The organism is Ruegeria sp. AD9 (genome assembly GCF_056542305.1).
This window is the reverse complement of the sequence record NZ_JBQFZP010000001.1, coordinates 214,582-233,817: the sequence shown is the minus strand read 5'-3', so window position 1 is coordinate 233,817 and position 19,236 is coordinate 214,582. Positions and strand designations below refer to the sequence as shown.

The following is a 19,236-nucleotide window of genomic DNA, read 5'->3' as shown; positions in this document are numbered from 1 at the left end:
AATGCAATTGAAAGGCGGGGAAAACTGCTATCTGGTCAACGCGTGCCCTGCGGGCTAGGTCTTGGGGAACAGAATTCGAGGAGAGTACAATGAGCAGTCTGATACCGATCCGTTTTCAGGAGTTTGACCTGGAGGTTATGGCGCAGGCCGGAGGGCGCGTCGCCATCATCATTCCGGATGACGGTAAGATGAGCCCGGCAGCCCGCCGGGCAAACCGTCTGACGAAGGGCGGGTTGGCGCGGCTTGTTGAAAGCGAGAGTTTCAGAAAGTCCAAGACAGCGGACGTCATCTCGATGGCATGGCCCACAGGGATGGCGGCTGAGGCGCTGGATGTTCTGATTTTGCCACGTCGCCCTGAGGCCGCCGAAGCCCGCAAGGCAGGTGCGGCGCTGGCTAAGCTGGCAGGCGGCAAGGACATGCTGGTGATGGTGGGCAATCAGGCGCGGGCCGAGGATCTGGCACTGGGGATTGTTCTGCGCAGCTACGAATTCGACGCGCATAAAACCAAGGAAAGCCAGAAGGCTGGCACAGTGACAATCAGCCACGCAAAGCCTGCAGAGATCGAGGCAGATTTTGCACCTCTCTATGCAATTGCTGATGGCGTTCGGATGACGCGCGATCTGACCAATGAACCGGCAAATGTTTTGACCACTACCGAATTCGCGGACCGTCTGGTTGAGATGCAGGAACTGGGTCTTGAGGTCGAAGTGCTGGACGAAGACAAGCTGGCCGAGTTGGGAATGCGCACATTGCTAAGCGTCGGGCAGGGCTCGGACAGCCCTTCGAAAGTGGTGGTGATGCAGTGGAATGGCGGTGCCAAGGACGACGCGCCTCTGGCTTTGGTCGGAAAAGGCGTAGTGTTCGACACGGGTGGTATCTCGCTCAAACCAGCTGCTGGCATGGAAGAGATGACCATGGACATGGGCGGAGCCGGAGTTGTTGCGGGCACCATGCGCGCGCTGGCCAAGCGCAAGGCAAAAGCCAATGTCGTGGGGCTGGTTGGTCTGGTCGAGAATATGCCCTCGGGTAACGCCACCCGTCCGGGTGATGTGGTCAGGTCTATGAAAGGTGATACGGTCGAGATTATCAACACCGACGCCGAGGGCCGCCTGGTTCTGTGTGACGTGATGTGGTACGCGCAGGAACGGTTCAAGCCGGTCGGCATGATCGATCTGGCAACTTTGACCGGTGCGATCATTATCGGGTTGGGCCATGAGAATGCTGGTGTCTTTTCGAACAATGACACATTCTGCGATGCCTTCCTGAAATCAGCCAAGGCCGAGGATGAAGGCGCCTGGCGGATGCCATTGGGCGATGCCTATGACAAGTTGCTGAAATCGCGCATTGCCGACATGAAAAACGTGGGCGGTCGTCCCGCGGGTTCAGTCACCGCCGCGCAATTCCTGCAGCGTTTCGTGAAAGAGGAAACGCCGTGGATTCACCTGGATATCGCGGGGGTCGCCTCGGTTGCCGACGAGACATCTTATGCGCCCAAAGGCGCCACCGGCTGGGGTGTGCGCGCACTGAGCCGGTTTGTGCAGGACAATTTCGAGTAGGCATATGGGCGCTGTCTATTTCTACCACCTGACCCGCCAGCCGCTGGAGCACACCTTGCCTGCGCTGCTTGACAAGGCGCGGCAAGCCGGGTGGCGGATAGCCGTGCGGGGTACTGACACTGCACGGATGGACTGGCTGGATGAAAAACTGTGGCTGGGACCCGAGGACAGGTTCCTGCCCCATGGACGCGCAGGCGGTCCGTATGACGCGGACCAGCCGATCCTGCTGACCACCAGCGCCGTGGCGGGAAATGGCGCGACCTGTATCATGGCTGTGGATGGCGCGGTGGTCGAGGCGGAAGAAGTCGCCGCGCTGGAACGGGTTTGTATCCTGTTCGATGGCAATGACGACATGGCTGTACAACACGCGCGCGGGCAGTGGAAAGCGCTGACGGATGCCGGATGTTCCGCACAATACTGGTCGGAGGAGTCCGGGCGGTGGGAAAAAAAGGCCGAAGCCTGACCGGCCCGCAATTTTCAGGAGATACGACGATGCAGAAGAAGCCTTTGGGCCGTACCGGAATTATGGTGAGTGATCTGTGCCTTGGCACGATGACATTTGGCTCTCAAACATCTGAAAGGGATGCGCACCGGCAGATGGATATGGCGCTGGATGCGGGGATCAACTTTGTCGACGCGGCCGAAATGTACCCGGTGAACCCTGTCGCGAAGGAAACGATCGGGCGCACCGAAGAGATTTTGGGAAACTGGAATGCCGCCAATCCTACCCGCCGGGGCGATTATGTTCTGGCGACCAAGCATTCCGGCGCGGGGCTGTCCTTTGTCCGTGATGGTGCGCCGATCACCGCCCGCACCATACCCGAAGCGATTGAGGGGTCTTTGCGACGATTGCAGACCGGGTACATCGACCTCTATCAATTCCACTGGCCCAATCGGGGCAGCTATATGTTTCGGCAGAATTGGGATTATGCGCCGTCTGGCGAAAACACAAACGAAGTGCTGAGCAACATGCAGGAGTGCCTTGAAGCACTGCAGGCTCAGGTGGACAAGGGCAATATCCGTGCCTTTGGCCTGTCGAATGAAAGCGCTTGGGGAACCGCGCAATGGCTGCGGTTGGCCGAACAGATGGGGGCGCCGCGTGTGGCATCTGTGCAGAACGAATATTCATTGCTGTGCCGCCATTTCGACACCGACCTGGGTGAGTTGAGTGTGCATGAAAATGTTGGGCTGATGGCGTTTTCCCCTTTGGCAGCAGGATTTTTGACCGGAAAGTACCAAAACGACTGCGTGCCCGACGGATCGCGTATGTCATTTGTGCCAGAGATGGGCGGCCGGAAATCCGGTCGTGTTTTCGAGGCGGTTGCAGCTTATCTGGACATCGCCGCGCGGCACGGTCTGGATCCGGTGCATATGGCGTTGGCGTGGTGCCGGACGCGCCCTTTCATGATGTCGGCAATCTTCGGGGCCACGACCGTCGCGCAGCTGGATCATATTCTGGCGGGCGTGGATCTTGAGTTACCCAAGGACGTGTTGGCCGAGATCGGCAGGGCGCATCGGGCGCACCCGATGCCGTTTTAGGTGCTCTGCCCCCGTCGCCTTTGGCGACGCCCCTGGGATATTTTTGGCCAGATGAAGGGGGATCCGGTCAGTGATGGGTGGGATGCGCGCGTTCGTGTCTCAGGTCGCGGGCCGATTGACCGTGGGCGGTGCGGAAAGCGCGGGCAAAGCTGGATTGTGAGGCGAAGCCGGTGGCGAGTGCCACATCCATCAATGGCATGTCGGTGTCGGTGACCAGACGGCGGGCCTCGGCCAGGCGCAGTTGCAGATAGTGGTCCTGCGGCGTGGTGTTCAGGCGGAGGCGGAACTGTTGTTGCAGCGTCCGTGGGCTGGTGCCCAGGCGGTCTGCGATAAAGGCCAGCGGCAGGGGATCATCCAGTGACGCCTGCATCATCGAGTTGGCCTTGGCCGTCAGCGCTGTGTGGCGATGTGGCGCGCCTGTGCGGCTTTGCGGTTTTCCGGGGTCCGGAGCGCCATCGTAAAGGAACAGGCCTGCAACGCGCGCGGCGAAACTTGCGCCGTGACGGGCGGCGATGATGTGCAGCATCATTTCTACAGCCGGAATTGCGCCACCCGAAGTCAGGCGGTTGCCGGAAACGGTGAAGCGATCGGTGCGCACATCAACTTCGGGAAACCGAGTGGCAAAATTTTCGAGGTCTTCCCAATGGGTTGTTGCCAGATGGCCATCCAGTAGCCCGGCCTCGGCCAGGAGCCACGGGCCGCCATCAATGCCTGCCATCGTTGCGCCTGTGCCCGCGATGCGCCGCAGACCAGCCAGCAGGCTGGGGGTGGCGTGGCGGGCCAGTTGGAAACCGGCGACCACGATCATCAGGTCGCAGGATTGCAACCGGGCCAGTGGGATACCGGGCACTTGCAACGCACTGGTAAGCACCGCGGGTTCTGGCGTCGCGGTCACATAGTCCCAGTCAAAGGCCGGGCGGTCCGCCAGACGGTTCGCGGCCCGCATCGGGTCCACCGCAGAGGCAAAGCTGAGCGTGTTGCATTCGTCCAGTACAAGCACCGCAGTTTTTAGGGCGCGGTGTTCCGGTTGCAGTATGTTTTTTGCGGATTTCATCAAGTTTGATTCGCATATTGCCAAGTGGGTTTCCCAAAGCTGCGCCAGAGTCGGGTCAGAACGCAAATCGGAATCCGGGGAAAAGCCTGGGGAAAACCCAAGGCAGAACCGGGTATAACTTGGGGAAAACACCATGCCTCTGGAAATGAACCGCGAAGTCTTCATTACCTGTGCCGTAACCGGCTCGGGCGGAACGCAGGACCGCAGTCCGCATGTGCCGCGGTCACCGCGGCAGATCGCCGACAGCGCGATTGCCGCCGCCAAGGCCGGGGCGGCAGTGGTTCACTGCCACGTGCGTGACCCTGAGACCGGCGTGCCAAGCCGCCGGCTGGATCTGTATCGCGAGGTAACGGACCGCATCCGCGACGCTGATGTGGACGTCGTATTGAATCTGACGGCCGGGATGGGCGGCGATATCGTGTTCGGCGGTGTTGAAAACCCGTTTCCAGTGGCCGCGGGCACGGACATGGTCGGAGCATCGGAACGCGTGGCGCATATTGCAGAATGTTTGCCCGAAATTTGCACCCTGGACTGCGGCACAATGAACTTTGCCGAGGCAGATTATGTTATGACGAATACGCCCGGGGCATTGCGCGCCATGGGCAAGATGATGACCGATCTGGGTGTCAAGCCCGAGATCGAAGCCTTTGACACTGGCCACCTGTGGTTTGCAAAGCAACTGGTGAAGGAAGGGATTCTGGCACCCAACGCTCTGGTCCAGCTGTGCATGGGGGTACCGTGGGGCGCGCCGGATGATCTGAATACCTTTATGGCGATGGTGAACAACGTGCCGGATGACTGGACCTTCAGCGCGTTTTCGCTGGGACGGAACGAGATGCCGTTTGTCGCGGCTTCGGTTCTGGCGGGCGGCAATGTGCGCGTTGGGCTTGAGGACAACCTGTGGCTGGATAAGGGCGTAATGGCCGAGAACTGGCAACTGGTGGAACGTGCAGGATCCATCATCGAGAATATGGGCGCGCGCGTGATCGGCCCTGACGAAGTCCGTGCGAAGCTGGGGCTGACCAAGCAGGCACCTGTTGCAAAATAATGGACACGCAGGTTTTTGGGGGCCAGCCCCCAAGCCCCCGGAGTATTTCTAAAAAGATGAAACATGAGCAGCCAGTAGGTGGGGAATCATGAAAACGGCGGCAATTATTGGGGGCGGAGTTATCGGCGGCGGATGGGCTGCGCGGTTCCTGCTCAATGGCTGGGATGTGCGGGTGTTTGACCCTGATCCCGAGGCGGAACGCAAGATTGGCGAGGTGTTGGACAACGCAAGACGGTCCTTGCCGGGGCTGAGTGACGTTCCGTTGCCAGCCGAGGGTGCGCTGAGCTTTCACAGCGACATGGCCGAAGCGGTTAAGGGTGCGCGTTGGATACAGGAGAGCGTGCCGGAGCGTATGGATCTGAAACTGAAGGTTTACAAAGGCTTGCAGGAGGCTTGCGATCCGGGCGCGATCATTGGATCCTCGACCAGCGGGTTCAAGCCGTCCGAACTTCAGGACGGAGCGCTGCGCCCCGAGCAGATCGTAGTGACGCACCCCTTCAACCCGGTTTACCTGCTGCCTTTAATCGAGCTTGTACCAACGGACAAGAACCCGCCCGAGATGATCGAACAGGCCCAGGACCTGTTGAATTCGCTTGGGTTCTTCCCGTTGCATGTCCGGAAAGAGATCGATGCGCATATCGCCGACCGGTTCCTGGAAGCTGTCTGGCGCGAGGCGCTTTGGCTGGTCAAGGATGGCATCGCGACAACCGAAGAAATAGACGAGGCCATCCGTATGGGTTTCGGTATCCGCTGGGCGCAGATGGGTCTGTTCGAAACCTACCGCGTGGCAGGTGGCGAGGCGGGGATGCGGCATTTCATGGCGCAGTTCGGGCCTGCCTTGAAATGGCCGTGGACCAAGTTGATGGATGTTCCCGAGTTCACTGACGAACTGGTCGATTTGATCGCCAATCAATCTGACGCACAATCCGGGATGCATTCGATCCGAGAGCTGGAGCGCATTCGCGATAACAACCTTGTCGGTATGATGCGGGCCCTCAAGGCGCAGAATTACGGCGCGGGTGCGGTGCTGAACCAACATGATGCACGGTTGAAACCCGGAGCGCTGCCGACGCTGGATCAAGCGGATCTGAGCCAGCCCATCCTGACCCTGTCGCGGGCCGTTCCTCTGGACTGGACGGATTACAACGGCCACATGAACGAAGCGAAATATCTGGAGGCCTTTGCCGCTGCCACCGATAGGTTCATGGAAATCATCGGATGCGATGCGGATTACATCGCCTCGGGTGGCAGCTATTTCACGGCGGAGAACCACATTCGTTATGTAGATGAAGCTCATGCTGGTGCAAAAATCGACGTGCGCACGCAGATGCTGTTGGGGCAGGGGAAGAAGCTGCACGTGTTCCACAGCATGTACGAGGGCGACAAGCTGCTGGCCACGGGCGAAAGTTTTCTGCTGCATGTCAGTCTGGAAACCCGTCGCCCCAGCCCGCCATCTGCTGAAATTGAGGTAGCTATGACGCGGGTTGCCGAGGCTCAGGCCGGGTTGCCTTACCCCGAAGGCGCAGGCGCGGCGATCAGGAAGCCTTCATGACGCGCCGGGTTTTGGTGACGGCTGGCGCGTCAGGCGTCGGCCGGGCCATGGCCGAGGCGTTTGACGCTGTTGGCTATGACGTCCGCGTCACTGATATCGATCAGGCGGCGTTGGATACTTTGCCCGATCATTGGACCGGGCACCGAGCGGATGTTGCGGACGAGGCTGACATGCGCGCGGTATTTAACGCCATCAGGTCGATGGGCGGGTTGGATGTGCTCTGCGCCAATGCCGGTATTGCCGGCCCGACAAATGCTATTGAGGATATTGATCTGGACGCGTGGCGTGCTTGTGTCGCGGTCAATCTGGACGGTGCTTTTCTGGCGGCAAAATATGCAGCGCCGCTGATGAAATCGGCGCGGGCGGGCAGTATAATTCTGACCTCGTCGACAGCCGGGCAGTATGGCTACCCGTTCCGTGCGCCCTATGCGTCGGCAAAATGGGCCGTCATTGGGTTGATGAAGACGCTGGCCATGGAGTTGGGGCCCTATGGCATTCGTGCCAATGCCATTTGTCCGGGCGCAGTTGAAGGCCCTCGGATGGAAGGCGTCCTGACCCGTGAAGCCGCAGCCAAGGGCATGACCCGTGACGAGGTCTATCAGGGCTATGCCTCTGGCACCTCAATGGGGCGCTTCGTCGAAGCGCAGGATGTCGCCAATATGGCAGTATTCCTTGCCTCGGATGCGGCACGTCTGGTTTCAGGTCAGGTGATCGCGGTGGATGGTCACACGGTCAACCCGGACCCGAAACTGTAACTCAGCCTTGGTTTGGACCACGGATCTGGCGGATGGTCCGACGGACCGCTTGCCAGTCCTGGGCCTCTTGCCGATTCCCGGCAGCTTCGCAGTCGCGCATTTTTTTCGCGGCTTCGGCCTCGGCTTGGTCTCCATGGGCGGCAAAAAGTGCACGTGCGTATTGAGCGGTTTGAATTGCGTCCATTCCTGTGCTCCTCCGTCTGTGTTCGGAATGCCTTATGGTTCGCGCCATAGTAAAATAGCACAGGTTGAGCGCTGCTGCATCACCCGTCGCGGGAAACCGCCGTTCTGAGGCAACGCAGGTGGTTTGGAAAATCCCGGGCGACCACTTCGGCCTCACGTACCAGCGTGTCGAAATGGCGTGAGAATGTCTCGATCCGATCCCGGTCGCGGAAGGCCATATAGTGACTTCCCGCGTAGAATACACAGAGTAGCGGGCCGAAAATCGTTACCGGTGCCGAATAAAGCCGTTTTGCGTCAAACAGATAGATGCGCATCCGCGGATAGAGCTGTTCGCACAGCGCCAACAGGTGATCGATCTGTTCCAGCCGAACCTCTGGGCTGAGACCTTGATAATACCCGGTGCCGTTTGCAAAGCTTTCTATTTCGAATAACGGCATGGCGATCTCATAGTCCGACTGGGCGCTGCGCATCCAAGTCAGACGATCCGCCGACGCGCCGATGGCTTGATCAGCGGTCCGGCCCAGATGCGGGGCGTATTCCCATTCCAGTATCGCACGCGTCTTGAGCATGTCGGGCAAGGTGGCCGGGACATAGCGGATTTTGTACCCGGCGGCCTCCTGATGCCACTCGAAGATACGTTCATCGACAAGGGCGCGGGGGGCCTCGGTAAAGGTCAGCGAGCTTGCCAGAAGCTCAGCCGCGCTTTCCGGCCTGTCGGAAAGGCTCAGCAACCAGTCGGCCGATACACCAAGCGCCGCTGCGCATCCGCCAACAACATGTGCGTTGGGCAACCGAGCGCCATGATCTGTCAGCAATTGGGAAACGGTCGAGCGGTCAACGCCAATATAGCGCGCAAGGGCACTTTGGCTGACATGGCGCTCTTCCATCGCGCGGGCTAGGCGGAGACGAAACTGGGAGGCGCGGTCGCGCTTGTCGATATTTTCCTGCATGTCGTGAATTTTATCACAGTTGTTGAATTTTGTTAATCATATTCAGAATTTCCAATACTGGGGTCCGGGTGTAACGCTTTTGAGTAAGAAAAAGGAACGGGGTTCGGAATGGAAACGCGGCGAAGATCAGTCGTGAAAGCAATCGTTTGGAATGCGATGGGGTTGGCGATCATGACAATGGTGGGCTTGTTGGCAACAGGCTCGGCCGCTGCAGGAGGGGCGCTGGCGCTGGTGAACACGGCCATCGGCCTGACGATGTACGTGATTTACGAAAGAATTTGGGCGAACATTTCGTGGGGACGAAATGGCTGATCCCACTGCACCCAAATCACCCGAATGGGGCACGTTGTTCCTGATTGTCTTGTGTTATGCGGCATGGCTTGCCGGTTTGTTTTGGTTGGCGCTTGCATCCTTGTGGTTGGCAGTCCCGGCTCTGGGTGTCGTTGCGGCTCTGCATTCGTCACTGACGCATGAAGCCCTGCATGGGCACCCCTTTCGTGCCAAATGGCTGAACGAGACGTTGATGGCACTGCCGTTGACATTGGCCATTCCGTATAGCCGCTTTCGGTACCTGCATCTGGCGCATCATCAGGATGCCACCCTGACGGACCCTTATGACGACCCGGAATCGAATTATCTGGATCCGCATATCTGGTCGAGATTGCCGCGGCTGGCGCAGATGATCCTGAGCCTGAACAACACGCTGTTGGGGCGGATGGTGCTGGGTCCTGCTCTTGGTCAGGTTCTGTTTATGCGGGACGAATGGCGTGGATTTATGCGCGGGGACAGGGCGATCCTCCTAGGATGGGCTTTGCATTTGCCCGGTGCGGCGGCGGTGCTGTGGGTGGTTGCGCAATCGGCCATGCCGGTCTGGGCCTATCTGATCGCAGCCTATCTGGGGTTGTCGCTTTTGAAGATCCGCACGTTTCTTGAACACCGTGCACATGAAAAATCCCGTGCCCGCACGGTGATTATCGAAGATCGCGGACCTTTGGCTTTTCTTTTTCTGAACAATAACCTGCACGTCGTTCATCATATGAATCCGGCCGCTCCTTGGTATCGCCTACCTGCATTGTACCGGGACGGAAAGGACAGGTACTTGGCTTGCAATGAGGCTTATGTTTACCGGTCCTATACACAGATCTTCCGGCAGTATTTCGTTCGCGCAAAAGACCCTGTGCCACATCCTCTCTGGCCAAAGCCTTGATTTATCGACACAACGGGTGGCATGAGTCTCTGGATTCCTGTCACCATAGCCGCCGCCAGTTTTCAGACTGTGCGTTTCATGCTGCAAAAGTCCCTGGCCAGCGTGAAGCTGTCTGCTGCAGGTGCAACTTTTGCGCGGTTTGCCTATTCTATGCCGTTGGCCGTTATCGGGCTATGTGTTGCGTTGCAGTTAACTGGGGCGAGTATGCCCCAGCTCAGCAGTTTGTTCTGGCTTTACGCGGTTATCGGCGGGACAGCGCAAATCCTTGCTACGATCTGCGTGGTGGCGCTGTTCAAACAACGCAATTTTGCCGTTGGAATTACCTTCAAGAAAACCGAAGTGATCCAGACCGCGATTGTTGGCTTTTTGGTCTTGGGGGACAGTGTATCGCGCGGCGCATTGATCGCGATCCTGTTGGGGTTGATGGCTGTGCTTTTGTTGTCAAAAACACCCGGAGGGGACGGACCCTGGTGGCGCCATCTGACCAATCGGGCTTCGCAATTGGGGCTTGGATCAGGTGTTTTGTTTGCGTTTTCCGCCGTCAGCTATCGTGGGGCTTCACTGCAACTGGGCGATATCGATGCGTGGTTCCGGGCGCTGGTAACACTGGCAGTGGTGGTGACATTCCAGTTTACCAGCATGGGGATATGGCTGCTGTGGCGCGACCGCGCAGAACTGCACGCAGTCTGGCAGACGCGGAATACCGGAGTGTTCGTCGGCCTGACCAGCCTCGGTGGCTCGTTTTGCTGGTTCTGGGCCTTCACCTTGCAGAATGCGGCTTACGTCAAAGCTCTGGGGCAGGTAGAGCTGATCTTTAGCCTCATGGCTTCGATCCTATTCTTCCGAGAAACGATCACCCGGCGCGAGATCGCCGGGATGATGTTGCTTGGGTTCTCGATTTTAGCGCTTGTGCTGGCAATCTAGCTGGCGCGACGCTCGTCAAAGCTAAGCGCGATGAAGCTGGGCAGGTGATCTCCCATGCCCACGACGGTCTGGCCGGTGCCTTCCTTGCGCCCACGACTGTGCCCCTTCGGCTCACGCTCTTTCCTGATGTCTTTTTTTACTTCGGTGTCTCGGGCTTTTTTCTCGGGCTTCGGCTTTTCTGGTATGGGGTCTTCGTTGACCGGATTTTCGAGGCGCGGGATTTCTTTCTGGATCAGCTTCTCGATCGCATCCAGCGCCTTTTCATCGCGTCCCGAACAGATTGTGATGGCTTTACCTTCACGGCCGGCGCGGCCGGTGCGGCCAATGCGGTGGACATAGTCCTCGGGGTGGCCGGGGACGTCGAAATTGAACACATGGCTGACGGCTGGCACATCCAGGCCGCGTGCCGCCACGTCTGAGGCGACCAGCAGGCGCAAGGACCCGTCACGGAATCCATCCAATGTTTTCATCCGCTGCGACTGGTCCAGATCGCCATGGATGGCGGCGGCGTCGTAACCGTATTTCTTCAGCGACTTGGCGCAGATATCCACATCTGTCTTGCGGTTGCAGAAAATGATCGCGTTGGTGCATTTGTCACCTTCGGCATCGATCAGCGCGCGCAGAAGGCCGCGCTTGTTGCTGGCCTCGCGGTCACGGCGCCCACCTTTGAACATGACGACGCTCTGTTCGATGGTTTCGGATGCGGTGGCCTGGCGGGCCACTTCGATCCGGGCAGGGGCCGACAGGAACGTATCGGTGATCCGCTCGATCTCGGATGCCATTGTCGCTGAGAAGAACAAGGTTTGCCGGGTGAATGGTGTCAGTGAGAAGATGCGCTCGATATCGGGGATGAACCCCATATCCAGCATCCGGTCCGCCTCATCCACCACCATGATCTGAACACCGGTCAGCAACAGTTTGCCGCGCTCGAAATGATCCAGAAGACGGCCCGGCGTGGCGATCAGAACGTCGACGCCCCGGTCGATCAGGGCATCCTGTTCCTTGAAGCTGACGCCGCCGATCAACAGTGCTTTGGTCAGTTTCAGGTGCTTGGTGTATGTGTCGAAGTTCTCCGCTACCTGCGCAGCCAGCTCACGCGTGGGGCATAAAACCAACGAACGTGGCATACGTGCACGTGCGCGACCGCGGGCCAACAGTGTGATCATCGGCAGAACAAAGCTGGCGGTTTTGCCAGTACCAGTCTGGGCAATGCCCAAAACATCGCGCCCTTCCAATGCGGGTGGAATCGCACCTGCCTGGATCGGAGTTGGGGTTTCGTATCCGGCTTCCTCAATGGCTTTGAGGACCTTCGGGTTCAGGTTCAGTTCGTTAAATTTTGTCATGTAAGTCCGGTTTAATGCGGACACTTGACCTGGCCCGCGCGTATAAGATGTGCCGGGCCCGGATGGCCATGCCCGTGATGCGGCATATCGGCTTGGACGCGGACATAACAAATACGTGGGTCGGGGTCAAATGAAGACCGCAGCATCTTGGTTCGATTGAAACAGGTTCGAGTTTTGCGCAACAATTCAGCAGCTTCCGGGAAAGTGTTTCGCCAGTTTCCCGCCCAGATTCAATGCGCGGTGGCGGATCAGCCCATTCTGCTCCAGCCGGGCGCGGACTTCTGGGTCAGCGCCGCTCATCTCGTTGAAGAACGCGCGCAGCCCATCCTCGCCGTGTTCGCTTTCAATCCAGCTGAGCAATTCATTCTTGTTCAGCCCGCCCATCTCGCGCGGGGCATTCGGGGCCATACCAGCCTGATACGAGCCGCGATCCATGCGGAACGGATAGTGTGCGATCCAATGATCCCAGTCCGGCGCGTGGCGGTGGCATAGATCGACCTGTGCAAGCTCGTATTTGCACGGCCGCAATTTCCCGTTCTGAAACAGGTTGTGGATACGAAAACTCAGACGTTTCAATCCCGTGCGCACAAACAACTTGCCCTGTACATGGCTGAGGAACCCGCCAAGGACGAAAGCCCCATAGTTGGGATAAAGCATCTCAATCAACTCTGTACGGGCCGGGCTTTGTGGCACATGAGCCTTGTACAGGTCTTCACCGCCTGCCAGCGCCTCGATTGGGCGGACACGGGCGGCGTGAACCTTGTCCGGGATATCGCGCAACACATCCGAGATTGGGGTCGGCGACCACAGAAACTCGTCAACATCGATATGGGCCAGCCAATCTAGGTGCGTGTCGCGATAGGTGTATGTCGCGTTGACCGATTGGCGAACCTGGTGCTTTTCCGGTCGCGTGCGTTTTAGCTTTTGCCAATAGGCGTCATCGCAAACCTGTACGCAAACACCGGGATGTGCCTTCAGCGCCTCGAACGTGCGCTGGTTCGGCTCATCCAGATAGATATAGATGGTCTCGGCGCCCAGATCGAGGTGATGGGCCACGAACCGAAGGACATCTTCGGTCAGGCCCCTGACCATCGACACGACACCCCATGTGGTCATGTGCGCTGCGCGCGCACTTCGCGCATGCGTTTCAGGCGCCGAAAGATACCGCCGGGATCTCTGTTGAGCTCGGTCATCAAGTGATCGACCAGCGGCGCGATGGTGGTATCGCTTAGGGCCTTGGTCCAGACCGGAGCAATCAGATTGACATCCAGTCCGCCACTTCCAAGGGAAAACCCTTTCATCTGATAGGGCAGCGGGACACTTCTCAAATTCTGGTGTTGAAACGGTGTTTCCGGGGTCAGCCCCGAAAAGCGCCTTTCGAACTCATATAGCTTCATCATGCCGAACAACATGCGCAAAGCGTGACCAACCTCGCGCTGAGTTGCAGTTTGACCGTGGTCCGCAAAGGTCTGAACCGACGAGACCAGCCATCGCAAATCAAGCGTGGACAGAAGGTGGTCCGACTGTTCGTCCCAAAGGCGACAAAACAGAAGCGGGGCGTGACGCGGGAAGGACCGCTTTCGCAGGTTCGAGATCAACTGGGCATTCAGGAAGGCAAGTTCCGAGTTTCCGACAAATTCCCGCGCAATCTGAGCACGCTTGCGATCCCAACTTGTACTGGGCTTCGGCGGGGGCACAGTCGCACTTTCGGGCAATGTTCGACCGGCCAGTTCAATAAGGTCAATGTCAAGGTCAGGCAAAGAGGTGGTGCCGAACTGAAACGGGCTGCGCCGGTTTTCATACCTGTCCAGCATGTCTGGAAGACCGCCGGGGAAAGTCAGTTCATCCTTGTTCATGCGCGCAGAATTGCACAGGCTGACTCGGCTGTGCAATCAGTCAGTTGGATCACACCATCATCTCTTTGGTGGCGGTCAGATTCAGGGCGGGATAGTCCCGAACCACCCGGTCGATGTCCCATTGCAGCCGGGTCAGATAGACAATGTCGCCGTCATGGTCGTGCGCGATGTGCTGCTTGTTTGCATTCACAAACTTTTCGACCTCAGCCTTGTCACCGCTGACCCAGCGGGCCGAGGTGAACTGAGACGCCTCGAAACGCACAGGCAAGCCGTATTCCATCTCGATCCGGCTGGCGAGCACCTCGAATTGCAGCGCGCCGACGACACCCACGATAAAGCCTGATCCAATTGAAGGTTTGAACACCTTTGCCGCGCCTTCTTCGGCAAACTGCATCAGGGCCTTTTCCAGATGCTTGGCCTTCATCGGGTCACCCGCACGGACGCCTTGCAGCAGTTCCGGTGCGAAAGAGGGGATGCCGGTGACGCGCAGCGCCTCACCTTCGGTCAGCGTGTCACCGATGCGCAGCTGGCCGTGGTTGGGAATGCCGATGATATCTCCGGCCCAGGCCTCTTCAGCCAGTTCCCGGTCAGAGGCCAGAAACAGCACTGGGTTTGAAATCGCCATCGGTTTCTTCGACCGCACATGGGTCAGTTTCATGCCGCGTTTGAAATGGCCTGATGCCATGCGGACAAATGCCACCCGGTCGCGATGCTTGGGGTCCATATTGGCCTGCACTTTGAAAACAAAGCCTGCGACCTTCTTTTCATCCGGCGAGATCTGGCGGGGTTCGGCTGATTGCACCTGCGGCTGTGGGCCATATGCGCCGATGCCTTCCATCAGTTCCTTGACGCCGAACGAGTTGATGGCCGAGCCGAACCAGATCGGGGTCATATGCCCTTCAAGCACCGCCTGCGGGTTCAGCGCGGGCAGCAACTCGCGCGCCATCTCAACCTCTTCCAGCAGCTTTTCCAGCAGGTGTGCAGGAACATGTTCCGACAGTTTCGGGTCATCAAGCCCGTTAATTTCGATGCTCTCGGCCACCTTGTTGCGGTCGGCGCGGTCCATCAGCTCCAGCCGGTCACGCAGCATGTCGTAACAGCCGATAAAATCGCGACCCACGCCAATCGGCCACGCGGCGGGGGTGACGTCGATGGCCAGCATCTCTTGAATTTCGTCGATGATCTCGAACGTATCGCGGCTTTCTCGGTCCATCTTGTTGCAAAAGGTCAGAATCGGCAGATCGCGCAGGCGGCAGACCTCGAACAATTTTTGCGTCTGGCTTTCGACACCCTTCGCGCCGTCGATCACCATCACGGCCGCATCCACGGCCGTCAGTGTGCGGTAGGTATCTTCCGAGAAATCGCTGTGGCCGGGCGTGTCCACCAGATTGAACCGGAAATTCCCGTAATCGAAGGACATTGCCGAGGCCGAGACCGAGATGCCGCGATCCTTCTCCATCTGCATGAAGTCCGAGCGTGTCCGCCGTGCCTCGCCCTTGGCGCGCACCTGACCAGCCATCTGAATGGCTCCCCCGTAAAGCAGGAACTTTTCCGTCAGCGTCGTCTTGCCCGCATCCGGGTGCGAGATGATGGCGAATGTCCGGCGACGGGCAATCTCGGGCGGCAGGGTAGGTTGGTTCGAGGTATCAAGCATGACCGCGCGTATAGGCGGGGAATCCTGCCGAAGCAAGACAAAGGGGCTGGTTCGAATCACAGGCTTATGGCAATAAGAACATATAGTGAACAAATTGTGGAGAAGACCAATGGATTTGAAAGAGATTGCCAACGAGTTGGTGGCCGGCTGCCGCGAGGACCGCGCCAAGGAAAATCTTGAGAAATTGTATGCGTCAGACGCAGTTTCTGTTGAAGCGGTCGATTACTCAGGCATGGGGCGCGAAATACAGGGGCGTGATGCGATCCGAGGCAAACATGAATGGTGGGAAGGCGCCCACGAGGTTTCGGGCGCTTCGGTCAGCGATCCGTTTGTACACGGCGAAGACCGTTTTGCGGTGATTTTTGAAGTGCAGGGCAAGGTAAAGGAAACCGGCGAATCCTTCGATATGCGTGAAGTGGGTGTCTATCACGTCGCAGATGGCAAGATCGTGCGGGAAGAGTTCTTCTACTGATCCCAAGCCATTTCTGGTCTTCCCTGTCTGGCCGATGCTAGACATGCGGCAATGACTGACAGGGAGGATCCGATGGATCTTGGTATAAAAGGAAAGCGCGCGCTGGTCTGTGCCAGTAGCAAAGGGCTGGGTTTGGGCTGTGCCGAGGCTTTGGCTGAGGCTGGCGTAAATCTTGTGATGAATGCGCGTGGTTCGGACGCTTTGGAGAGCGAGGCGGCACGCCTCAGGTCAGAGCATGGCGTCGAGGTACAAACAGTCGCTTGTGACGTGACGACTGCGGAAGGGCAGGCGCGGGTGATCGAAGCGGCGCAGGGCGTTGATATTCTTGTGACAAATGCCGGTGGACCGCCGCCGGGTTTATGGTCGGACTGGGAGCGTGATGATTTCATCAAGGCGCTGGATGCCAATATGTTGACCCCCATTGCGTTCATGAAAGCGCTGCTTCCCGGAATGATGGACAAAGGTTGGGGGCGGGTGGTGAACGTCACCTCACAATCCGTGCGCGCGCCAATTGCGGTGCTGGGGCTTTCGAATGCAGCCCGCACGGGTTTGACCGGATATGTCGCGGGAACTTCACGCCAGGTTGCACCGCATGGCGTGACCATCAACAACCTGCTGCCCGGCATTCATGCAACGGATCGCGCGGATGCGCTGGACAGCGGCGTGGCTGCCCAGCAAGGCATCTCGATCGAAGGCGCCCGCGCAAACCGTTCGGCGACCATTCCTGCACGACGCTATGGAACGCGGCAGGAATTCGGGGCTGCCTGCGCGTTCCTGTGCTCTCAACATGCGGGGTTCATCGTTGGTCAGAACATTCTGCTGGATGGCGGCGCAACCAATTTGACGATGTGACCATGGCGCAAGGGTTTTCGTTGAAAGATCAGATGTTCAACGCTGAGAAAGTGAATTATCTCAGCGGTTTGTTTTCCGGTTCTCGTGCAGAATTTGATGCTCCGGCATTCCGATCTGCGGTCATGTCGCGATTGCTGGAGTTAGAGCTGAAGGATCGGATCATCTGGATCGCCACTTGCCTGCAACAGGCGGTGCCCGGTGATTTGCCTGCCGTTGCCCCGACGATCCTGCGCGCCTTGCCTGCACCTTTGGACCCAACGAAAACGGATGACGATTTTGGCGATTTCATCTTTGCGCCGGTCGGTGAGTGGGTAGCGACCATAGGTCTTGAGCATGTTGATCTGGCTTTAGACGTGATGGAGGAACTGACACAGAGGTTTTCCATGGAATGGGCAATCCGACCGTTCCTGAACCATGACCCGGACCGGGTGTTGCGGCGGATGCAGGACTGGTGCTCTCATGACAGTTACCATGTGCGCAGGCTGGTCAGCGAAGGGACGCGCCCCCGATTGCCATGGGGGCAGGCGGTCGCATTGGGTTTGCAGGACCCGCTGCCATTGCTGGACAAGTTGCACATGGATTCGACGCGGTATGTCACCCGGTCCGTATCCAATCACCTGAATGACATCACCAAGAAAGACCCGGATCTGGTATTGGATCGCCTGAAGGCGTGGCGCAGCCAGGGGCATCAGAATCTGGACGAGCTGGACTGGATGACGTCACACACCCTGCGCGGGCTTGTGAAAGCGGGGCATCCTGAAGCGATGAAGATGTTAGGCTATGACCCGGACGCAGAAATTGAGGTCGCGGTCAACCTGACTTCCGAAGCTCGGATTGGTGACGCTTTGGCCTTTTCAGTCACTTTGAAAGGGGTTGGAGAGCTGCCAGTTCTGGTTGACTATGTTATTCATTTTCAAAGACCTGGCGGGAAAATCTCAGCCAAGGTGCACAAGTTGAAGCAGACGGCTTTGAAGAACGGGAAACTGACGTTGGAAAAACGCCACAAGTTGAAGGGCGACGCCACAACATTCAAGTTGGTCCCCGGCGCACACCGGCTTGAGGTTCAGGTGAATGGCAAAATTCGTGCAGGCGTGGACTTCGACCTGCTTGGGTAAAACCGCGCGGGACCGCTCACGCTTTCGTCAAAAACGCCTTCCCCGGATTGCGAACCCCCGGCGGCTGCATTAGCTCGTACATGACCATTTGCGAGGGAAAAGCGCGATGAAACATGAATCGGTGCAGAACTATTATGGTGAAGTCCTGCAAAGCAGTGCTGACTTGCAGACCAATGCGTGCTGCACGCCTGACGACATGCCCGACCATGTCAAAAAGATCCTTTCAAAGATTCATGACGACGTTCTGACTCGCTACTATGGCTGCGGTCTGATTGCCCCACTTGACCTTGAAGGCACGTCGATCCTAGATCTGGGGTGTGGGGCCGGGCGGGATGTATATGCCTTGTCCGTCATGGTCGGTAAGACGGGCCGGGTAGTGGGTGTCGACATGACGCCCGAACAACTGGACGTCGCCCGCGCGCATCAGGATTATCACGCCGAGGCATTTGGATATGCCCGCAGCAATGTGGAATTCCATCACGGCTATATAGAAAAACTGGATGAGCTTGATCTGGAACCCGGATCGTTCGATATCATCGTCTCGAACTGTGTCATCAACCTGGCCACGGATAAGAATGCGGTTCTGCGCGGAGCACATAGGTTGTTGAAAGAGGGCGGCGAGATGTATTTCTCGGATGTCTATGCAGACCGCCGTATTCCGCAGGCGATGGCCGAAGACGAAGTTCTTTATGGCGAGTGCCTGTCCGGCGCGCTTTATTGGAATGATTTCCTGTCAATGGCTCGAACGGCCGGTTTCGGCGACCCGCGCCGCGTGACACATCGTCCGCTGACGATCGAAAATCCCGTACTGGAAGAGCGTGTTGCGCCGTTGAAGTTCCTGTCCGCGACATACCGTCTGTTCAAACTACCTGCATTGGAACCGGCTTGTGAAGATTATGGGCAAGCCGTGATCTATAAGGGAACCGTGCCAAACGCACCGCATGAATTTGGTCTGGATGACCACCACGTTATAGAATCCGGCAAGGTGTTTCCGGTTTGCGGCAATACCTGGATGATGCTGAAAGAAACGCGATTTGCCCGTCATTTTGACTTTATCGGCGATTTTTCGACCCATTATGGTATTTTCGAAGGCTGTGGTGGCGAAAGCCCGTTTGAAGCCATGGGTGCATCTGTCGCTTCTGGCGGGTGTTGCTGATCCCTTGCACCTGAGGGGCG

At 58.0% G+C, this 19,236-nt stretch carries 20 protein-coding genes; 13 read left to right on the top strand and 7 right to left on the bottom strand.

Annotation, left to right across the window (positions count from 1 at the left end; translation table 11 throughout):
• The first annotated feature begins 89 nt into the window (after positions 1-89).
• From ACR0AM_RS01115 to ACR0AM_RS01105, 3 genes are read left to right on the top strand one after another with little or no spacing between them, the layout of a single operon-like run.
• Positions 90-1,556 (top strand): leucyl aminopeptidase, encoded by a 1,467-nt coding sequence (locus ACR0AM_RS01115; RefSeq protein ID WP_480621904.1) that lies wholly within the window; start codon positions 90-92, stop codon positions 1,554-1,556.
• Between the two features lie 4 nt (positions 1,557-1,560).
• Positions 1,561-2,019, top strand: a complete 459-nt coding sequence (locus ACR0AM_RS01110; protein ID WP_480621903.1) for a DNA polymerase III subunit chi — start codon at positions 1,561-1,563, stop codon at positions 2,017-2,019.
• A gap of 29 nt (positions 2,020-2,048) precedes the next feature.
• Positions 2,049-3,095, top strand: a complete 1,047-nt coding sequence (locus tag ACR0AM_RS01105; RefSeq protein WP_480621902.1) for an aldo/keto reductase — start codon at positions 2,049-2,051, stop codon at positions 3,093-3,095.
• Positions 3,096-3,162: 67 nt separating this feature from the next.
• On the opposite strand, the gene ACR0AM_RS01100 is transcribed toward ACR0AM_RS01105, so the two are convergent.
• The gene (locus ACR0AM_RS01100; RefSeq protein WP_480517314.1) at positions 3,163-4,149 is read right to left on the bottom strand and encodes a GlxA family transcriptional regulator; all 987 of its coding nucleotides are present in this window, start codon (positions 4,147-4,149) and stop codon (positions 3,163-3,165) included.
• A 133-nt stretch (positions 4,150-4,282) separates the two neighbouring features.
• Here ACR0AM_RS01100 and bcoG point away from each other — a divergent pair, with 133 nt between their 5' ends.
• The 3 genes from bcoG to ACR0AM_RS01085 all read left to right on the top strand — a co-directional run bounded on the left by bcoG (position 4,283) and on the right by ACR0AM_RS01085 (position 7,504).
• Positions 4,283-5,197, top strand: coding sequence for a 3-dehydrocarnitine:acetyl-CoA trimethylamine transferase BcoG (gene bcoG, locus ACR0AM_RS01095; protein ID WP_480517312.1), 915 nt, complete (start codon positions 4,283-4,285; stop codon positions 5,195-5,197).
• Positions 5,198-5,282: 85 nt separating this feature from the next.
• Positions 5,283-6,749, top strand: coding sequence for a carnitine 3-dehydrogenase (locus ACR0AM_RS01090; RefSeq protein ID WP_480622075.1), 1,467 nt, complete (start codon positions 5,283-5,285; stop codon positions 6,747-6,749).
• The gene (locus tag ACR0AM_RS01085; RefSeq protein ID WP_480603386.1) at positions 6,746-7,504 is read left to right on the top strand and encodes an SDR family oxidoreductase; all 759 of its coding nucleotides are present in this window, start codon (positions 6,746-6,748) and stop codon (positions 7,502-7,504) included. Before ACR0AM_RS01090 ends, ACR0AM_RS01085 begins: the two co-directional genes overlap by 4 nt.
• Before the next feature lies 1 nt (position 7,505).
• Here the strand turns inward: ACR0AM_RS01085 and ACR0AM_RS01080 are convergent, their stop codons facing one another.
• Together ACR0AM_RS01080 and ACR0AM_RS01075 are read right to left on the bottom strand one after the other, a co-directional pair.
• A complete protein-coding gene (locus ACR0AM_RS01080) occupies positions 7,506-7,688 on the bottom strand; it encodes a hypothetical protein (protein ID WP_480493037.1) in 183 nt (60 codons plus the stop codon).
• 79 nt (positions 7,689-7,767) lie between these two features.
• Positions 7,768-8,637, bottom strand: a complete 870-nt coding sequence (locus ACR0AM_RS01075; protein WP_480621901.1) for a helix-turn-helix domain-containing protein — start codon at positions 8,635-8,637, stop codon at positions 7,768-7,770.
• 108 nt (positions 8,638-8,745) lie between these two features.
• Here ACR0AM_RS01075 and ACR0AM_RS01070 point away from each other — a divergent pair, with 108 nt between their 5' ends.
• From ACR0AM_RS01070 to ACR0AM_RS01060, 3 genes are read left to right on the top strand one after another with little or no spacing between them, the layout of a single operon-like run.
• Positions 8,746-8,949 carry a DUF2061 domain-containing protein gene (locus ACR0AM_RS01070; RefSeq protein WP_480621900.1) on the top strand — a complete coding sequence of 68 codons (204 nt, stop codon included), beginning with the start codon at positions 8,746-8,748 and terminating at the stop codon, positions 8,947-8,949.
• Positions 8,942-9,844, top strand: coding sequence for a fatty acid desaturase (locus ACR0AM_RS01065; protein WP_480621899.1), 903 nt, complete (start codon positions 8,942-8,944; stop codon positions 9,842-9,844). The genes ACR0AM_RS01070 and ACR0AM_RS01065 overlap by 8 nt, the downstream gene beginning before the upstream one ends.
• A gap of 21 nt (positions 9,845-9,865) precedes the next feature.
• Positions 9,866-10,768 (top strand): EamA family transporter, encoded by a 903-nt coding sequence (locus tag ACR0AM_RS01060; protein WP_480553712.1) that lies wholly within the window; start codon positions 9,866-9,868, stop codon positions 10,766-10,768.
• Here the strand turns inward: ACR0AM_RS01060 and ACR0AM_RS01055 are convergent.
• The 4 genes from ACR0AM_RS01055 to ACR0AM_RS01040 all read right to left on the bottom strand — a co-directional run bounded on the left by ACR0AM_RS01055 (position 10,765) and on the right by ACR0AM_RS01040 (position 15,621).
• On the bottom strand, positions 10,765-12,111 hold the full coding sequence (locus ACR0AM_RS01055; protein ID WP_480621898.1) for a DEAD/DEAH box helicase: 1,347 nt from the start codon (positions 12,109-12,111) through the stop codon (positions 10,765-10,767). The two genes, ACR0AM_RS01060 and ACR0AM_RS01055, sit on opposite strands and share 4 nt — an antisense overlap.
• 186 nt (positions 12,112-12,297) lie before the next feature.
• Positions 12,298-13,227, bottom strand: coding sequence for a glycosyltransferase family 2 protein (locus ACR0AM_RS01050; protein ID WP_480621897.1), 930 nt, complete (start codon positions 13,225-13,227; stop codon positions 12,298-12,300).
• A complete protein-coding gene (locus tag ACR0AM_RS01045) occupies positions 13,224-13,967 on the bottom strand; it encodes a hypothetical protein (RefSeq protein ID WP_480517301.1) in 744 nt (247 codons plus the stop codon). Before ACR0AM_RS01045 ends, ACR0AM_RS01050 begins: the two co-directional genes overlap by 4 nt.
• Positions 13,968-14,016: 49 nt before the next feature.
• Positions 14,017-15,621 carry a peptide chain release factor 3 gene (locus tag ACR0AM_RS01040; protein ID WP_480517299.1) on the bottom strand — a complete coding sequence of 535 codons (1,605 nt, stop codon included), beginning with the start codon at positions 15,619-15,621 and terminating at the stop codon, positions 14,017-14,019.
• Between the two features lie 109 nt (positions 15,622-15,730).
• On the opposite strand from ACR0AM_RS01040, the gene ACR0AM_RS01035 reads away from it, so the two are divergent.
• From ACR0AM_RS01035 to ACR0AM_RS01020, 4 genes are all read left to right on the top strand, one after another.
• Positions 15,731-16,093 carry a SnoaL-like domain-containing protein gene (locus ACR0AM_RS01035; protein ID WP_480517297.1) on the top strand — a complete coding sequence of 121 codons (363 nt, stop codon included), beginning with the start codon at positions 15,731-15,733 and terminating at the stop codon, positions 16,091-16,093.
• Positions 16,094-16,165: 72 nt separating this feature from the next.
• Complete coding sequence (locus tag ACR0AM_RS01030; RefSeq protein WP_480480613.1) at positions 16,166-16,945, top strand: SDR family oxidoreductase; 780 nt, start codon at positions 16,166-16,168, stop codon at positions 16,943-16,945.
• A gap of 2 nt (positions 16,946-16,947) precedes the next feature.
• Entirely contained in the window at positions 16,948-18,060 is a 1,113-nt protein-coding gene (locus ACR0AM_RS01025) for a hypothetical protein (protein WP_480621896.1), read from the top strand.
• Between the two features lie 106 nt (positions 18,061-18,166).
• The gene (locus ACR0AM_RS01020; protein WP_480621895.1) at positions 18,167-19,216 is read left to right on the top strand and encodes a methyltransferase domain-containing protein; all 1,050 of its coding nucleotides are present in this window, start codon (positions 18,167-18,169) and stop codon (positions 19,214-19,216) included.
• Positions 19,217-19,236: the final 20 nt, after the last annotated feature.

Excerpts from the sequence above, each read along its gene's own strand:
- ACR0AM_RS01115 (WP_480621904.1), top strand. The coding sequence starts at position 90 with ATGAGCAGTCTGATACCGATCCGTTTTCAGGAGTTTGACCTGGAGGTT.
- ACR0AM_RS01110 (WP_480621903.1), top strand. The coding sequence starts at position 1,561 with ATGGGCGCTGTCTATTTCTACCACCTGACCCGCCAGCCGCTGGAGCAC.
- ACR0AM_RS01105 (WP_480621902.1), top strand. The coding sequence starts at position 2,049 with ATGCAGAAGAAGCCTTTGGGCCGTACCGGAATTATGGTGAGTGATCTG.
- ACR0AM_RS01100 (WP_480517314.1), bottom strand. The coding sequence starts at position 4,149 with ATGAAATCCGCAAAAAACATACTGCAACCGGAACACCGCGCCCTAAAA.
- bcoG (WP_480517312.1), top strand. The coding sequence starts at position 4,283 with ATGCCTCTGGAAATGAACCGCGAAGTCTTCATTACCTGTGCCGTAACC.
- ACR0AM_RS01085 (WP_480603386.1), top strand. The coding sequence starts at position 6,746 with ATGACGCGCCGGGTTTTGGTGACGGCTGGCGCGTCAGGCGTCGGCCGG.
- ACR0AM_RS01080 (WP_480493037.1), bottom strand. The coding sequence starts at position 7,688 with ATGGACGCAATTCAAACCGCTCAATACGCACGTGCACTTTTTGCCGCC.
- ACR0AM_RS01075 (WP_480621901.1), bottom strand. The coding sequence starts at position 8,637 with ATGCAGGAAAATATCGACAAGCGCGACCGCGCCTCCCAGTTTCGTCTC.
- ACR0AM_RS01070 (WP_480621900.1), top strand. The coding sequence starts at position 8,746 with ATGGAAACGCGGCGAAGATCAGTCGTGAAAGCAATCGTTTGGAATGCG.
- ACR0AM_RS01065 (WP_480621899.1), top strand. The coding sequence starts at position 8,942 with ATGGCTGATCCCACTGCACCCAAATCACCCGAATGGGGCACGTTGTTC.
- ACR0AM_RS01060 (WP_480553712.1), top strand. The coding sequence starts at position 9,866 with ATGAGTCTCTGGATTCCTGTCACCATAGCCGCCGCCAGTTTTCAGACT.
- ACR0AM_RS01055 (WP_480621898.1), bottom strand. The coding sequence starts at position 12,111 with ATGACAAAATTTAACGAACTGAACCTGAACCCGAAGGTCCTCAAAGCC.
- ACR0AM_RS01050 (WP_480621897.1), bottom strand. The coding sequence starts at position 13,227 with ATGACCACATGGGGTGTCGTGTCGATGGTCAGGGGCCTGACCGAAGAT.
- ACR0AM_RS01045 (WP_480517301.1), bottom strand. The coding sequence starts at position 13,967 with ATGAACAAGGATGAACTGACTTTCCCCGGCGGTCTTCCAGACATGCTG.
- ACR0AM_RS01040 (WP_480517299.1), bottom strand. The coding sequence starts at position 15,621 with ATGCTTGATACCTCGAACCAACCTACCCTGCCGCCCGAGATTGCCCGT.
- ACR0AM_RS01035 (WP_480517297.1), top strand. The coding sequence starts at position 15,731 with ATGGATTTGAAAGAGATTGCCAACGAGTTGGTGGCCGGCTGCCGCGAG.
- ACR0AM_RS01030 (WP_480480613.1), top strand. The coding sequence starts at position 16,166 with ATGGATCTTGGTATAAAAGGAAAGCGCGCGCTGGTCTGTGCCAGTAGC.
- ACR0AM_RS01025 (WP_480621896.1), top strand. The coding sequence starts at position 16,948 with ATGGCGCAAGGGTTTTCGTTGAAAGATCAGATGTTCAACGCTGAGAAA.
- ACR0AM_RS01020 (WP_480621895.1), top strand. The coding sequence starts at position 18,167 with ATGAAACATGAATCGGTGCAGAACTATTATGGTGAAGTCCTGCAAAGC.